The 15,403-nt window shown below is 38.3% G+C and carries 12 protein-coding genes; all 12 read right to left on the minus strand.

The genetic code is table 11. The annotated features are described in order from the left end of the window. Positions 1-30 precede the first annotated feature (30 nt). A protein-coding gene (locus HMPREF9421_RS10415) for an IS3 family transposase (RefSeq protein WP_111674432.1) occupies positions 31-1,379 on the minus strand; the annotation gives its coding sequence in 2 pieces (ribosomal slippage) (positions 31-938 and positions 938-1,379; 1,350 coding nt in all). Positions 1,380-1,556: 177 nt separating this feature from the next. Further along, the gene (locus HMPREF9421_RS07250) at positions 1,557-2,318 is read right to left on the minus strand and encodes an ABC transporter permease (RefSeq protein WP_006596368.1); all 762 of its coding nucleotides are present in this window, start codon (positions 2,316-2,318) and stop codon (positions 1,557-1,559) included. A gap of 1 nt (position 2,319) precedes the next feature. Next, complete coding sequence (locus HMPREF9421_RS07255) at positions 2,320-3,246, minus strand: ABC transporter ATP-binding protein (RefSeq protein WP_006596369.1); 927 nt, start codon at positions 3,244-3,246, stop codon at positions 2,320-2,322. Positions 3,247-3,476: 230 nt separating this feature from the next. Further along, the gene (locus HMPREF9421_RS07260) at positions 3,477-4,607 is read right to left on the minus strand and encodes a hypothetical protein (RefSeq protein WP_006596370.1); all 1,131 of its coding nucleotides are present in this window, start codon (positions 4,605-4,607) and stop codon (positions 3,477-3,479) included. A gap of 73 nt (positions 4,608-4,680) precedes the next feature. Continuing rightward, the gene (locus HMPREF9421_RS07265) at positions 4,681-5,307 is read right to left on the minus strand and encodes a putative bacteriocin export ABC transporter (RefSeq protein WP_006596371.1); all 627 of its coding nucleotides are present in this window, start codon (positions 5,305-5,307) and stop codon (positions 4,681-4,683) included. 1 nt (position 5,308) lies between these two features. Next, entirely contained in the window at positions 5,309-7,318 is a 2,010-nt protein-coding gene (locus HMPREF9421_RS07270) for a DUF1430 domain-containing protein (RefSeq protein ID WP_006596372.1), read from the minus strand. A gap of 372 nt (positions 7,319-7,690) precedes the next feature. Next, the gene (locus HMPREF9421_RS07275) at positions 7,691-8,680 is read right to left on the minus strand and encodes a lipoate--protein ligase (protein ID WP_006596373.1); all 990 of its coding nucleotides are present in this window, start codon (positions 8,678-8,680) and stop codon (positions 7,691-7,693) included. Between the two features lie 228 nt (positions 8,681-8,908). Then, positions 8,909-10,615 (minus strand): dihydrolipoyl dehydrogenase, encoded by a 1,707-nt coding sequence (gene lpdA / locus HMPREF9421_RS07280; protein ID WP_006596374.1) that lies wholly within the window; start codon positions 10,613-10,615, stop codon positions 8,909-8,911. Between the two features lie 41 nt (positions 10,616-10,656). Next, complete coding sequence (locus HMPREF9421_RS07285) at positions 10,657-11,700, minus strand: dihydrolipoamide acetyltransferase (RefSeq protein ID WP_006596375.1); 1,044 nt, start codon at positions 11,698-11,700, stop codon at positions 10,657-10,659. 330 nt (positions 11,701-12,030) lie between these two features. Continuing rightward, a complete protein-coding gene (locus HMPREF9421_RS07290) occupies positions 12,031-13,023 on the minus strand; it encodes an alpha-ketoacid dehydrogenase subunit beta (protein WP_006596376.1) in 993 nt (330 codons plus the stop codon). A gap of 16 nt (positions 13,024-13,039) precedes the next feature. Continuing rightward, complete coding sequence (locus HMPREF9421_RS07295; RefSeq protein ID WP_006596377.1) at positions 13,040-14,008, minus strand: thiamine pyrophosphate-dependent dehydrogenase E1 component subunit alpha; 969 nt, start codon at positions 14,006-14,008, stop codon at positions 13,040-13,042. 222 nt (positions 14,009-14,230) lie between these two features. Beyond that, the gene (locus tag HMPREF9421_RS07300; RefSeq protein WP_006596378.1) at positions 14,231-15,397 is read right to left on the minus strand and encodes an ATP-grasp domain-containing protein; all 1,167 of its coding nucleotides are present in this window, start codon (positions 15,395-15,397) and stop codon (positions 14,231-14,233) included. Between the last annotated feature and the right edge of the window lie 6 nt (positions 15,398-15,403).

Here is a 15,403-nt window from a genome sequence, read left to right on the forward strand (position 1 = left end):
GTACTGACCCCAAAAAGTTAGACAAATAATTTAAGTAAAGGATTTAGTTCTGTACTGCACAGGACTAAGTCCTTTTAGTTTTACCTTAATTCGTTTGTTGTTGTAATAATCAATATAGTTTACAATAGCCTGTTCCAATTGGTTAAGTGATTGGAAGGTCTTCTCATAGCCATAAAACATTTCGGATTTCAAAATGCCAAAGAAAGATTCCATCATGCCATTGTCTGTGCTGTTACCCTTACGTGACATGGATGGCTGAATCCCCCTACTCTCTAAGAACTGATGATAAGAATCGTGTTGGTATTGCCAGCCCTGGTCACTATGGAGTATAGTGTTCTCGTAGTATTCCTCTGAGAAGGCTTGTTCTAACATCGTCTTTACTTGTGCTAAGTTCGGCGAAGTAGAAAGATTGTAGGAGATAATTTCGCTATTAAATCCATCTAAAACCGGCGATAAATAGAGCTTTTGACTGCTTGCTGGAATGGCAAATTCTGTCACATCTGTGTAGCACTTTTGCATTGGTTTGGTTGCTTCAAATTGACGTTGAATAAGGTTATCTGCTTTCTTGCCAACCTCTCCTTGGTATGAAGAATACTTCCTTTTACGGCGAATTCGAGCCGTTAAATCAAGTACTTTCATAAGACGCTGCACCTTCTTATGGTTCACTACGAAGCCACGATTTAGTAATTCTAGAGTCATACGACGATAGCCGTAATTTCCTTTATGCTCAGTATAAATTGACTGAATTTCAGCTTTAATATCATAATCCTTATCGCTTTGTTCCAGCTGTTTTAAGTGGTAATAATAGGTTGAACGGGCAAGCATAATAATCTTTAGAAGGATATCTAAAGAAAACTCTATTACCAGTCCTTGAACAATTTCCGTTTTTCTTCTTGCTCCTTTTCGTCCCTCAATCGGAGTTCTCTCAACTTTTTTAGAATGGTATTCTCCGCTCTCAAGTACTCATTTTCTGCTTGAAGACGTTCTAATTCTGTCATATCTTCAAATCTCTTCTTTGGCTTACGTCCCATTTTAGGTGGTCTCCCTCTTGTTTTCTCAACAATAGTATACCCGTTTTTCTTATATTGTGCCAGCCAATTCGAAAGTAATCCACTACTTGGAAGAGCATAATCCAGAGACACCCTAATTTGTGAACGCCCCTCAAGAAGAACTTTATCAATGATCTCTTGTTTTAGTTCAGGAGAATAGTAACAATTCTTTCCTTTTTTGACGATTTCTATTCCATAACGATCAATCAATTTAATCATGTACCTAAGATTAGGAATATTTATTCCGAATATATTTGAAAGCTCTTTGAAGCTTCGCCCTTGTTTTCTAAGTTCATATATCTGAACCTTATCCTTATATGTTAATTTCATAATAAAACACCCCAAAAGTTAGATTTTTTCTGTCTAACTTGTGGGGTGCGGTTCATTTTTTATCGAATCTTACGCTCTTTTATTCTTTATTTTCTTTAATTTCATTAATTTGTATGATTTCTTACTCCAATTGGAAAACCATTCTCCCGATTCATGAATTTGATTTTGAAGCAATCTTTAGAATTCTTTGTTTTCAAACCGTTTAATAGCAATGTAATAAATTACAATTGAATAAATAACAGTTAAAAGTAGTTGAATGGTGTAGCTAATTATCGAAATATTCCTTGAAACAGGGTTTAAAATATTCAATACTCCTAATGGGCTAAAAGATAATAATAAGTTATTTTTGTCTAATAAACTTCTTGAAATCAGTTCTCCTAAACCTCTTAACAAAACAACTCCAACTAAGGTACTCGATAAAGAATTTGTTATCAAAAATAAACAAATAATTGTAGTACTATAAAAAATAGTTGTAAAAAACGTTGTAATAATTTGAATTAATCCGGCCGTAAAAGTAAGCATATTATCTGCAGATGAAGAGTAAGCTCCAACTTTAAAAAATCCAAATAGTAATGTTGTCGCTATAAAAGATGTTAAACTTAAAACAACTAAAATTAAGAATGAGGTAAAAATAGATGCTAACAATTTCGAAAACAAAATTTCTACTCGTTTAACCGGTGTGACTAACAATGATTTAATTGTTTTTTGCTGAATTTCTTGATAAAACGGTACTAATGCTACTATAACTCCTACTATCAAAGCAAATATCGAAAATGTATCGCTGGAGGTTTTAAAAACATTTCCAAATGAAGATTCTGGTGCAACCATTCTTAGATACAGTATCAATAGAGAAATGACACAAACAAACCCTCCAAAAACATAGAAAATCTTTTTCCCAGCAAATAATTTGAACAACTCAATCTTTATTAATTTAAGCATATCAAACCTCCATATCTCTCTGCATTTTGATAAAAATATCTTCAAAATTATTTTGTTTCTCAGAAAAATATATGATGGAGATATCCTGACGTAATAACTCTGTGAGTAGTTTCTCCTTTACCTCTTTCATTGATTCTATATCTAAAGATAACTCAAGTTGCTCTATTCTCTCAGTAAAAACAATGTTTAAGTTATTTAAGATAGACTTTGTAAGTTCTAAGTTATCAGTTTTCAACAACCAAACGTTCTTTATAGATCCAAGTGATAAAAATTCTGTCTTTTTCCCTTGGAAAATTACTTTCCCTTGATTGATAATTGTAACTGTATCCACTAACTTACTTAATTCTTCCAATGAATGACTCGAAATTACAATCCCAACTCCTTTTTTAGACAATTCAATGAGCAAGTCTCTAAATTCTTTCATTCCTATGGGATCTAGTCCATTGAATGGTTCATCTAATAATAAGATAGTTGGCTGATGAATTAAGGCTTGAGCAAGTCCCAAACGTTGTTTCATACCTAATGAAAAACTAGATACTTTACAATCCACACTATTGTCTAAACCTACTAAATGCAGATAATTTAAAAGATCTTCTTTTGATAAGTTTACTTCATCATAAAGACTAGAAATAAGCATTAAATTCTGTCTAGCTGTTAAAGATTCATAAAATGTAGGATATTCAATAATCGTACCGATAGTATTCAAATAACCCTTTGAGTTCCCTTCAATTAGTTTCCCATTGATTTTAATTTCACCAGATTCTTTTTTTACTAAACCTAAAATCGTCTTGAATATTGTAGTTTTCCCAGAACCATTTTGTCCAATGAGTCCCATTATTTCGCCACTCTGCAACTCAAATGACAAATCTTCAATTACTTTCTTTTTGTTATACGATTTATTTAGACCAATAATTTGTAATAGTGCCATTTCGTCTTCCCTTCTTTATTTTTAATCACTCATCACTTCTGCTGTCATTGGTACGGTATTCCTTACAATCCTTTTTTTTTACAATGACTGTTGTTGATGAAGAGGAAGTTACTTTACGAGAGATGGAAGAAATTATTTGGCTTTCTATTTGTGTCTCTGTATAGCCAGATAAACAAAGAAAAGTCAGAAATACAATGAATAGATAAACTTTTTCAAGTTTTTTCTCCTTTCTACCATTCTTGATAGCGCATTACAGAGTTTTCATTTCGATAGATTTCACCTTTTGGAATCTCACTATCCTTCTTTTTGAATTGAATCCATAAAATTCCTTTATCTGATAGCAAAATTGGTCCATGATCATATAAATAATGAATCTGATGCTTTAAATCCCACAAATAATACTGTGATTTAACACGCTCCTCACTTCTTCTTTCTCCCATATAGGTGAGATAAATATTGCGATATATGGAGGTTTCTGCCTGTGAAGTAGAAAATATCTTCTTATGGTTTTTATTTTCAAAGGTAAATGAAGCATCTTTATTATTTGCAACCAAGTAAAGGAGATTGTGCCCATTCGTCAATAAATCGACATAATAGCGTTGATCATCCTTTGTTTGATCTATAACCTTTTTCTGCCCATCACTTAAGGAGTAGGCTACAATTTTTGTGGTTAAAGTTGTGTTATCAATTTGTACATAATACAAGCAATCCTTAAAGACAGTTGGAAAACCGCTATTTCCTGATTCAATCGTCTGATGAACCCCTGTTTCAAGGTCAAATTCTTCAATTTGATATAGGCTATCGCCTACTTCATAATTTATAAAGAGTTTCTGGTTGGATCGAGCTACTTGAGTAACTGGAACCGTTCCGATAGGTCTCCTATCAATCAGTGTCGTTAAAGATTTGTCTTTTATCTTCCAAAGATAGTAAATCCCTGTCTGATTGAGTTGATCATACTCTTCAAAAACAACAATATCATGATCTACATAGCTAACAGCTACATGAGTCAGATTAGATGTCTTTTCAACATCTTTTATCTTTTGAAACTCCTTGGTATGTAAATTCATACTGGCAAGATAATTCTGATCTTCGTGTCCTTGATCAACAGCCTCGCCATAAGCAATCCCATCATTTGACAGCGCGGTAGGTGTAAAGATTTTTCCATCTGGATAAGGGATAGAAATAGAATTTTTTAATAAATCTTCTGCCTTTCTTTCCTCGAATCCTATTTTCCTAGACACATTGGTACTACAGGAAGGAGATTTTTTTTGTGGTCCTACAAGAGTGCAGGCTGATAATAGAATGATAATAGCAACGATGATAAAACCTAAAAATTTTTGTTTGAACGAATCTTTTTTCATCAGCTCTTACCTCCTGAATAGCTAACTATAAAAGATAATACAGAAGATCCTACCATTATTCTTCAGTCATGGACTAGTTGAGTTTTACCACTTCGTCAGCTTTTTCCCAAATCGCTGGATTATGGGTTGCAATAATGATTATACGCTCTTGATTCTTTAACATTAAGAGCAAGTCCATCACCTCTTGTGAGGTTTCTGGATCCAGTGCTGCAGTTAGTTCATCTGCCAAAATTAAAGGTGGATCTTTTAAAATAACTTTAGCTAATGCGACACGTTGCGCCTCTCCCCCAGATAATTCATAAATCTTTTGATCCAGAGCAAGGTAAGCCAATCCTACTTTTTTGAGCACTTCTTCTTCTTGCTGCTTCTTCTCTTTTTTCGTTAATTTTTGCCCAATCAATCCCAAATCTAAATTTGTAGCGATAGTCTCGTTTTCAAGTAGGCCAAAGTTTTGAAAGAGATAACCTAATTCATTCTTAAAGAAGTGATGCTGTTTGATCTGTTTCAGTTCTTGCCCTTGATAGCTTATACTCCCTTCTTCATAAGGCTCTATCTTCGCCAAGATATTAAGCAAGGTTGTTTTACCACACCCACTATTTCCGATCAGAGCATAGACCTTACCTTCTGTAAATTGCAAGCTCAAATCTTGAAAGACCGTTCGTTGGCCAAATGATTTGGTTAAATGTTCTATGCTAATCATATTAGGCTCCTTTCAATACAGTGGCTAACAAGTGGTCTTCTTTATGAGACCGATACAGGAGAATGAACCAAGCATTAGTAATAAATAGCAAGAGAGTGACAAGAGCAATCCACCATTCCGAAGTGAGAATGAATACCAGGAGGCTTCCTAATAGTAAGAGGCTACTTTCTGAAAGCATAATCATTTGGTGAATGTTTACAAATCCCAGACCTGCAATCTTCTTCAAGAAGATTTGTTTCCTAAACTCTTCAAAATATAGGAAATTCATGGTGTTAAAGAGAAGAACAGAGGTTGCTATACCAAAGACTCCTCCTGCAATCGCCATGAGATTTTCTATTTGTATGAATTGGGCCATTTGCTGGTAAACGTCCACTGCATAGTCGTACTGACTAACACTTTTTTCAAGATTATACTCAGCGACTAGCTTTTTACTATTTTGAAGCCCATTAAAATAAAGGTAGGAATTTAGATCGGTGAAATATGGATTTTCATAGCCTCCAAAACTTTCAGGTTGTATAACCACTAAAACAGGATCTGTAAAGAATTGTTTATAGCTGATTGGTGTGTTGTTGTAGATAAAGCGTTTTTGATGATTCGGAATATACGTTACCTGCGCCTTCATTGATAAGGTGATATTTCCTTGGTCATCTCGAGGAGATAGATAATCTTCATATCGGTTGATCATCTCCTCTTCTCGACCTTTTAATTTTTCCGGAAGTAAGAGGCCAAATTCTCCTGCTTGTAAGTGATTTAAGTGATCTTTTTCTTCAGGAGAAACTGGAACACCTTGGATTTCGAGGTAATTTGGAGTTACATAGAGAGTTCGTGCAAGAGGATCGTAATCTGTGATGGAAAACTCTTTACCTGTACTAGGATCCGTCATAACTCCTTTTGAACTAAAAGATACGAGATTATGATAAGCTAAAAGACCACCATTTTCGATTCCAGACTCGATGAGCTTAGACCATTTTGCACTGTTCTCAATTTGCGTCTCTTTGTTTGTTTTCTGTGAAAAATCCTCCCGACTTGTACTAATTTGGACCCAATTCGACTGTTTTAACCAAGCCTCACTTCCCTCTTGGTGAGTTTGCCAGACTGATCCATAAATACTGATTCGATGAATCGCAAGGCCAATTAATGCCACAGCGAGAAATTGACAAATAAAGAGGAAAACCAATATGCGCTTCAATGGAACCTTCCCTTTTAAAAGGGGGACTAAATGAATCGTTTGAATACTATATGCAAAGAGGAAGGATAAGAAAACAGACAAAATTAGTAAAATCCCATTGTAAATAATACTACTGGAAATGACGAGGGAATAGGAAAAAGGTGTCAATTGAAAGCAATAAATCAGAACAGCACCCATTATACTTGCGCCTATACACCCCAAAAGCAACTCTATACTATCAGCTTTTAAAGAATGTCCGAAAAGTTGCAAGCGTCTCATTCCTGAGATATATCGAATCCCAGCGCTTCTCATTTCAAGTGTTTTTTGTATAATCGTCAAAGCGCTAAAACTAATGATAAAAATGACTAAGGCAAGTGATTGTGAACCGGAGCCAAAAAAGGCAATAAAGGTCTGCAGAGGATTCGGTTTCACAATAAAGGTTTGTGAGAAACCAAGAGTATGAAGAGTTTGATCCAGCTTTTCAGTTTCCAATTCACCTGTTAATACATAATAATTCGTTAGCAGGCTTTCTTTGGCAGCCAGTTCTTTCTTCTCTCTTTTAATCCCAAGAGGAAGTTTTCCTTCTCCGTAGATTTCATAGGTGAAAACAACCTGCCCCTTAGAGTCTGTTCTTTGTATCTGACGGGCAATTATACTATGATTTTCCCTTGCCAAGCGGTCTAAACTGGAAGATAACTCTTCATATGTGACGCTCTTATCTTGTCTTACCACACCTACTACCGGAAGACTTTGGTGGATAACCGTATTTGGAAAAATAAAGGCAATCCAAATCAAAAAGCTAGAGATGAAAAGGTTTGATAAAATAATAAATACACGTTTCATATCATCACACTTTCTAAAGCAGAAAAGGAAAGTAATACCTAGCTAGTCAATCATTTTCGTTGTTTCGTAATTCCTGAGTTTTATAAATTACAGTTACATTCTTTGTAAGCGAATACACTTTTTCACCTTTACTATACCACAAAATCCTTCGTAAAACAATAATTTCTATGTGAAACTAGTTTCAAAAAAGAGGCTGGGACAAAAGTCCTAGCCTCTCAATTGTCTTTGGATTGTGGAGCAAGACGCAGTGGTTGAGTGGGCTCTACTAGGCTGAATTCATCAGCTTTTACAGCCCTACTCAACTGTGCGGAGGTGGGACGACGAAATCGAATTCTAACGAATTACCGATTTCTGTCCCACTCTCTTATGACTTTATTCAACCACTGCCTCAGCAATTTCTTCTGCAGTGATTCCTGCGAAGTAACGACCTAAGTTAATGGTTTGAAGGGCTTTGAGGACGTCTTCGCGTTCGTATTTAACACCACGAAGGACATCTTCTACTGCTGCTACGTCTTCGATACCAAAGAAGTCTCCATAAATCTTGATGTCTTGGATTTTGGATTCAATAACATTCGCAAAGATTTCCACCTTACCGCTAGGGAATTTAGTGCCACGACGAACATTGTATTCAGGGGACTTCCCATAGTTCCAGTCCCAAGTTCCAAACTTAGTTTCTTTGATGCGATTGATTTCAGCCAATTCTTCATCTGAAAATACATATTCTGTCATTTCAGGATATTCTTTTTTCATGTAGTCCAAAAGCAGGTCACGGAACTCTTCAACCGTGATTTTTTCTGGCAATTCATCGATAATATTGGTCACACGAGCACGAACCGATTTAACCCCTTTAGACTCGAACTTGTCTTTAGATACCTTGAGAGCATTGGCAAGGACTGACAAATCAACGTCAAAGAGAAGGCAACCATGGTGCATGATCCGACCATTGATGTAGGCTTGGGCATTCCCACAGAATTTCTTACCGTCGATTTCTAAGTCATTACGGCCTGTAAATTCAGCTTTAACACCAAGTTCAGCTAAAGTATTGATAACTGGAGTAGAGAAGCTCTTGAAGTCAAAGGCCTTGTTTTCATCTTCTTTTGAAATGATTGTATAGTTTAGGTTGTTCAAATCATGGTAAACAGCTCCACCACCACTGATTCGACGGACTACTTCAATTCCATTTTCACGAACATAGTCACGGTTAATTTCCTCGATGGTATTTTGGTGACGACCTACAATGATAGATGGTTTGTTAATCCAAAGAAGGAAGATTTGATCCTCGTCCAAAAGGTGTTTAAAAGCATATTCCTCTAAAGCAATATTAAAAGCAGTGTCGTTTGAATGATTGATAATGTATTTCATAGTAATTCCAAAAAATTCGTTTTATAAATCCTACTCATAGCAGAATGAGCATTAGACAAAATAGTTAAATTTCACTTAATTTTCTGAAGTAGTAAAAAGAAATGTAACGAGTTATCGTTACATTTCTCGGAAAAATTGAGACAAGTGGCTCAATTTTTAGGCATGGAACTCTAATAGAGGTCGCTGCCGTCCGTACTACTTAAAGAAAATTTAGTTGAAAGAATAATATTATTTCTTCTTAGGTGAATGAACTGCCAAGCCAAGTACATCCGCAAAGGCTTCGTACATCACTTCTGAGAAGGTTGGGTGACCATGAATGGTCTTGAGCATTTCTTCTACAGTGATTTCCATCTCAATGATAGTAGAAGCTTCGTTGATCAATTCAGCAGCTGCTGGACCAATGATGTGAACCCCAAGAACTTCACCATATTTCTTGTCTGCAATGACCTTAACAAAACCTTGAGCCGCATCTGATGCAATGGCACGTCCGTTTGCGGCAAAATTGAATTTACCGATTTGGACATCATATTTCTCACGAGCTTGTTCTTCTGTCAAACCAACAGCCGCAACTTCTGGAAGTGTATAGATAGCTGCAGGAGTTAAGTTCAATTTGGCAACAGCGTGGTTTCCTTTAAGGGCATTTTCAGCCGCTACTTCACCCATACGGAAGGCAGCGTGAGCTAACATCTTCGTACCGTTGATATCACCTGGCGCATAGATACCTGGAACAGATGTTTCCATGTACTCGTTAACCTTGATACGACCACGATCCAATTCAAACTCCACTTCACCGATTCCTTCAAGATCTGGAACACGACCGATTGAAAGAAGAGCTTTGTTTGAGATGATATCGTCTTTTCCTTCAACCTTGATACGGAGTTTGCCATCTTCTTCAATGATTTCTTGCAGTTTAGTATCTGTCAAGATAGTCATACCCTTGCGCTCAAGGATCAAACGAAGGTTCTTAGATACTTCCGCATCCATAGCTGGCACGATCCGGTCCATCATTTCGATGACCGTAACCTTAGAACCAAAGGTCATAAAGGCTTGACCAAGTTCGATACCGACAACCCCACCACCAATGATCACAAGGCTTTCTGGGACTTCGTTCATATCCAAGATGTCATCACTAGTCATCACAAGGGATGATTCCATGCCAGGAACGTTAATCTTGCTGACTTTTGAACCACCAGCAAGGATAATCTTCTTAGTTTCAAGTAACTCAGAACCATTGACCAAAACATTCTTATCTTTCGTAATGGTACCGATACCCTTATGAACATCAACTCCGTAGCTACGAAGAAGTCCTGCAACACCACCAACCAAAGTATTTACGACCTTGTTCTTGGTTTCAAGAACCTTGTCCATATCTACTGTGAAGCTAGGATTGTCAATGATGATCCCACGGTTTGCCGCATGACCGATATTTTCAATGATTTCAGCGTTGTGTAGGTAAGTCTTAGTTGGGATACATCCACGGTTCAAACAAGTTCCACCAAGTTCAGATTTCTCAACAAGAGCAACCTTACCACCTAATTGAGCTGCTTTAATGGCAGCAACATAACCAGCAGGTCCACCACCAATAACAACGATATCATAAGCATCATCGCTCTTACCATCATCGTTTGAAGCACTTGCTACAGCTGGCGCTGGACTTGCTTCTGGAGTAGCTGCTCCAGCTGTTGGGATGTTCTCCCCTTCTTCACCAAGGTAACCGATAACTTCTGTTACAGGAACAGTCTCGCCGTCCCCCTTTAAGATAGCAATCAAGTAGCCATCTTCTTCAGCTTCCAATTCCATGCTGACTTTATCTGTCATGATTTCAAGGAGAATTTCTCCTTCTTTTACAAATTCGCCGACTTTTTTATTCCACTGAACGATTTGTCCTTCGGTCATATCTACGCCGGCTTTTGGCATAATTACTTCTAAGGCCATTTTATTTCCCTCTTTTTCTTGTTTCTATTCTCTCTCGTTGATTAGACCAACATTGAAATCGGGTCTTCAATCAAGGCTTTCAAGTCTTTCATGAATTTGGCACCAGCCATACCATCGACAACGCGGTGGTCAATGGTCAAGCCCAAGCTCATGATTGGACGAATGACGATTTCACCATTAACTACAACTGGTTTTTCAACAGTTGCGCTAACCCCAAGAATGGCAGAGTTTGGTTGGTTGATAATCGGTCCAAAAGATTGAACACCAAACATCCCCAAGTTACTGATGGTAAAAGTTGAATTTTGCAATTCGCTTGGAGCAAGCTTACCATCCAAGGTACGTCCGATAACGTCCTTGAAGGCTACCACCAACTCTGATAAAGTCATCTTTTCTGCATTATAGACAACCGGTGTCATCAGTCCATTGTCCATCCCAACCGCCATAGCCAAGTTGACATAGTTGTGAGTGATGATGGTTTTGCCATCTTCCGTCAATGACGCATTGATGTATGGATGTTTCATCAAAGTCTTAACAACTGCAAGTGAAAGCAAATCTGTTACAGTGACTTTCTTGCCAGTTGCCTCCATGATTGGATCCAATACCTTCTTACGAAGGGCCAACATTTGAGACATATCGACGTCATAGTTCAATGTAAAGGTTGGTGCTGTCAAATAAGATTCCACCATCCGTTGAGCAATCACCTTACGCATTGGTGTCATCGGAATTCGCTCGATTTCACCATAAGGTGTTACATGATCAGGAGCCTCTTCTACCTTCTCAATTTGAGCAGGTGACTTAATGGTATCCTTCTCAATATTCTCAGGAAGGAAAGCAAGGACATCCTTCTTCATGATCTTGCCACGATGACAAGTTCCTTGAATTTCTTGCCAAGCAATATTGTGTTCTAAAGCAATTCGTTTTGCAAGTGGTGAAATGCGAACCACATTTGTGTCTTTATATGTTTCCACGTCTTCTTTGTGGACACGACCGTTTGCGCCTGAACCAGAAACATCATAGAGGTTGATCCCTAAATCATCCGCTAATTTTCTAGCCGCAGGAGTCGCTCTTAGCTTATCATCAGCCATGACCTCTCCTATTCTATACTAAGATATCAAGGACGAAGAGGACAAAGAAAAAATAGGAGATTGACGATGTGTTCGATGAACACAAGGAAATCTATCTTTTTTTCACAGACCTCCGTCCGGATTCAATTATAAGATACTAAGGGCGTTTAAAAGCGACCGAAAAATAGGAAATCTACGCAGACTTCGATGAAGTCAAGGAGATTTATCTTTTTTCTGAGCTTTTAGCCCGTGCTCTAATCTAAGATATCAAGGACGCAGAGAACTTTGCATCTTAAAGATACAAAGTTTCTTCGTCTAATTCAACAGATACTACATAATTTAAATTATGTCTTATTCTTTATTATACGTTTTCCGAATGGCATCTTTGATGCTTTCAACTGTTGGAATCATTGCATTTTCAAGGTTTTGTGCGTAAGGCATTGGCACATCTTCCCCCGCACAACGACGGATTGGTGCATCCAAGTAATCAAATGCTTCTGATTCAGAAATGATAGCTGAGATTTCACCGATATAACCACTTGTTTTATGGGCATCATTGACAAGGACGACTTTTCCTGTTTTCTTAACAGAATTAATAATAATCTCTTTATCAAGTGGAACCAAGGTACGTGGGTCAACTACCTCTACTGAAATGCCTTCTTCAGCTAATTCTTCAGCTGCTTGCATAACACGACGAAGCATTTTCCCGTAAGTTACGACACTGACATCAGTACCCTCACGTTTGATTTCTCCGACACCAAGTGGAATGGTATAGTCGGGATCAACAGGCACTTCCCCTTTTTGGTTGAATTCTGATTTGTACTCAAGAATGATAACGGGGTTGTTATCACGGATAGATGACTTGAGAAGTCCCTTCATATCCGCTGGAGTTCCTGGAGCAACAACTTTCAAACCAGGAATATGGGTGAACCATGATTCCAAGGATTGGGAGTGTTGAGCTGCAGAACCAACTCCGTTACCAGCAGCACAGCGAACGGTCATCGGTACTTGCCCTTTTCCACCAAACATGTAGCGCGTCTTCGCAGCTTGGTTAACGATAGCATCCATGGCAATCACTGAGAAATCCATGAAGGTCATATCAACGATTGGACGAAGTCCAGTCATGGCTGCACCAGCTGCTGCACCTGAGATCGCAGCCTCAGAAATCGGACAATCACGAACACGTTCTGGACCAAATTCCTCTAGCATCCCTACAGAAGTTCCAAAGTCTCCACCGAAAACTCCGACATCTTCCCCCATCAACAATACATTTTCGTCGCGACGCATTTCCTCAGACATAGCAAGGATAATGGTATCGCGGAATGACATTAATTTTGTTTCCATAATTCTCTACTCCCCCTTAGTCTGCGTAAATATCTTCGAAAGCTGATTCGAGTGGAGGGAATGGGCTTTCTTCCGCAAATTTCACTGAAGCTTCAACGGCTTCTTTCACTTCTTCTTGAATCTGATCCAATTCTTCTGCGCTCGCAATTTCATTTTCAAGGAGATACTTGCGAAGATTTTCAATCGGATCTTTCTTCTTCCACTCTTCGACTTCTTCACGAGTCCGGTATTTACCAGGGTCAGATGAAGAGTGACCAAGCCAACGATAGGTGACACTTTCGATCAAGACAGGACCTTTACCGGAGCGGACGTGTTCAACAGCTTTTTGGAATCCTTCATAGACATCAATGACGTTGTTACCATCAGGAATAAACATTCCTGGAATGCCGTAAGCAGCACTACGCTCATGAATGTGCTCCACATTGGTCATTTTCTTGATGTCAGCAGAGATTCCATAACCATTATTGATACAGTAGAAAATAACTGGAAGATTCCAGATGGAAGCCATATTGACCGCTTCGTGGAAGACACCTTCATTGGTTGCGCCGTCCCCAAAGAAGCAGACAACAATCTTTCCAGTCTTATGCATTTGTTGGGTAAGAGCTGCACCTACGGCAATCCCCATACCACCACCGACGATACCGTTGGCACCGAGGTTCCCGGCATCAAGGTCGGCGATGTGCATAGAGCCACCCTTTCCTTTACAAGTACCGGTATACTTACCAAGGATTTCAGCCATCATTCCATTCAGGTCGATTCCTTTTGCAATGGCTTGTCCGTGACCACGGTGGTTAGAGGTCAGCAAATCGTCATCGTTTAAAGCCAACATCGCTCCAACATTGGCTGCTTCTTCACCTACAGAAAAGTGCGTCATTCCTGGCACTTTCCCTTTTTTTACTAACTGTGCAATTTTTAAGTCCATGCGACGGATTTCTTCCATTTTACGGAACATATCCAATAAGAGACTTTTGTCTAATGTTGCCATTATTTCGCCTTTCTAAGCAATTATTCATTCATTTTCATTCTAGCCAAAAATGAAAACACTGTCAAAAATAATGCTCAATTTTCTTCACAAACTAATCTTCATAAGTTCTTGATATAAATGGTTTTAACAACTGTTATATAAAAGATTCACAAAGTTTTATATTGAAGTATTCTTGATAATTTGGGAATAAAAAACCGATAGGAGAGACCTATCGGCACAATTTTATTCAGCGCGTTGACCAAAGTCATGAATCATTTGTTCTAATTCTTCACGACTTGGTGTTGTTAACATGTAAAGGTAATCACCTTGGAGTTCCGCAAAGGCTGCAGGCATCTCCTTCTTCACTCGGAATTGATGCTGGTATTTGGCCAAAACTTCTTCCTCAGAAAGGGCATAGGCCGCATTAGCACGACGCGAAGTTGCCAAGCAATACAAAGGCTCAAATTCAGAAGCTGGGAAAGGTTCTCCAGCTACGAGAGCTGCATAGCCACGGTACAAGTCAATAGAGTGTGCATAATTGTAGACATCAATGGTAAAGCCACCTGCTGGACGATTATTGTACTCGATTGCAATATAGTCATCCCCATCACGGAAGAACTCAATGTGGAAGAAACGTTCCTTCATGCCAAAGGCTTTAACAATCGCTTCCCCATACTGACGCAATTTTGGATCCATCTCTTTGAGGACATAATAAGAATTGTCCATTTTGTAGAGCATTAAGTCAAGTGGCGTATAGGCATAGTCAAAAGTAGTTGAGAAGACAATGTTACCATCGCGATCGACCAGACCATCGAAGGTACAAATCTCGCTAGAAGTGACGAATTTCTCAAAGAAGTACTCCGTATGTCCATCCCATTCTGCTTTAAAATGGTCGACATCTTCTGGTGTTTCAAGTTTAAAGGTCGCTGCTGCACCTACTCCATTATCAGGCTTGGCAATCAATGGCAACCCAATCTTCTTCACAGCCTTGTCGATATCTTTTTCTGCTTTTACCACAGCACCAGGAACGACAGGAACTCCTGCTTTCTTGAAGAGTTTTTTCATTTCTGATTTAAACTTGGTTTTCTTCAAATCTTTAGGTTTGGCCCCAAAGACATTAAATTGCTCACGAAGTGCTGCATCCAATTCCAACCAGTATTCATTGTGAGACTCGATGCGATCGATTGGGCCGTGTTTATAGAACAGAAAGGCTACTGCACGCTTCACTTCATCTAAGTCTTCCATATTTTCTACACGGAAATACTCTGTCAAACTATTGCGCAAAGGCTCATCTAACTGTTCGTACGGCTCTTGACCAATACCCAAGACAGTGATTCCTTTGTTAGCTAGTTCAATAGTGAATTGTTGGAAATTTTGTGGATAATAAGGTGAAATAACAAGATAATTCATAGAGGT

It is taken from the genome of Streptococcus australis ATCC 700641 (assembly GCF_000186465.1).
In the GTDB taxonomy this organism is placed as follows: domain Bacteria; phylum Bacillota; class Bacilli; order Lactobacillales; family Streptococcaceae; genus Streptococcus; species Streptococcus australis.

Excerpts from the sequence above, each read along its gene's own strand:
- HMPREF9421_RS07265 (WP_006596371.1), bottom strand. The coding sequence starts at position 5,307 with ATGATTAGCATAGAACATTTAACCAAATCATTTGGCCAACGAACGGTC.
- lpdA (WP_006596374.1), bottom strand. The coding sequence starts at position 10,615 with ATGGCCTTAGAAGTAATTATGCCAAAAGCCGGCGTAGATATGACCGAA.
- HMPREF9421_RS07285 (WP_006596375.1), bottom strand. The coding sequence starts at position 11,700 with ATGGCTGATGATAAGCTAAGAGCGACTCCTGCGGCTAGAAAATTAGCG.
- HMPREF9421_RS07275 (WP_006596373.1), bottom strand. The coding sequence starts at position 8,680 with ATGAAATACATTATCAATCATTCAAACGACACTGCTTTTAATATTGCT.
- HMPREF9421_RS07270 (WP_006596372.1), bottom strand. The coding sequence starts at position 7,318 with ATGAAACGTGTATTTATTATTTTATCAAACCTTTTCATCTCTAGCTTT.
- HMPREF9421_RS07300 (WP_006596378.1), bottom strand. The coding sequence starts at position 15,397 with ATGAATTATCTTGTTATTTCACCTTATTATCCACAAAATTTCCAACAA.
- HMPREF9421_RS07250 (WP_006596368.1), bottom strand. The coding sequence starts at position 2,318 with ATGCTTAAATTAATAAAGATTGAGTTGTTCAAATTATTTGCTGGGAAA.
- HMPREF9421_RS07295 (WP_006596377.1), bottom strand. The coding sequence starts at position 14,008 with ATGGCAACATTAGACAAAAGTCTCTTATTGGATATGTTCCGTAAAATG.
- HMPREF9421_RS07290 (WP_006596376.1), bottom strand. The coding sequence starts at position 13,023 with ATGGAAACAAAATTAATGTCATTCCGCGATACCATTATCCTTGCTATG.
- HMPREF9421_RS07260 (WP_006596370.1), bottom strand. The coding sequence starts at position 4,607 with ATGAAAAAAGATTCGTTCAAACAAAAATTTTTAGGTTTTATCATCGTT.
- HMPREF9421_RS07255 (WP_006596369.1), bottom strand. The coding sequence starts at position 3,246 with ATGGCACTATTACAAATTATTGGTCTAAATAAATCGTATAACAAAAAG.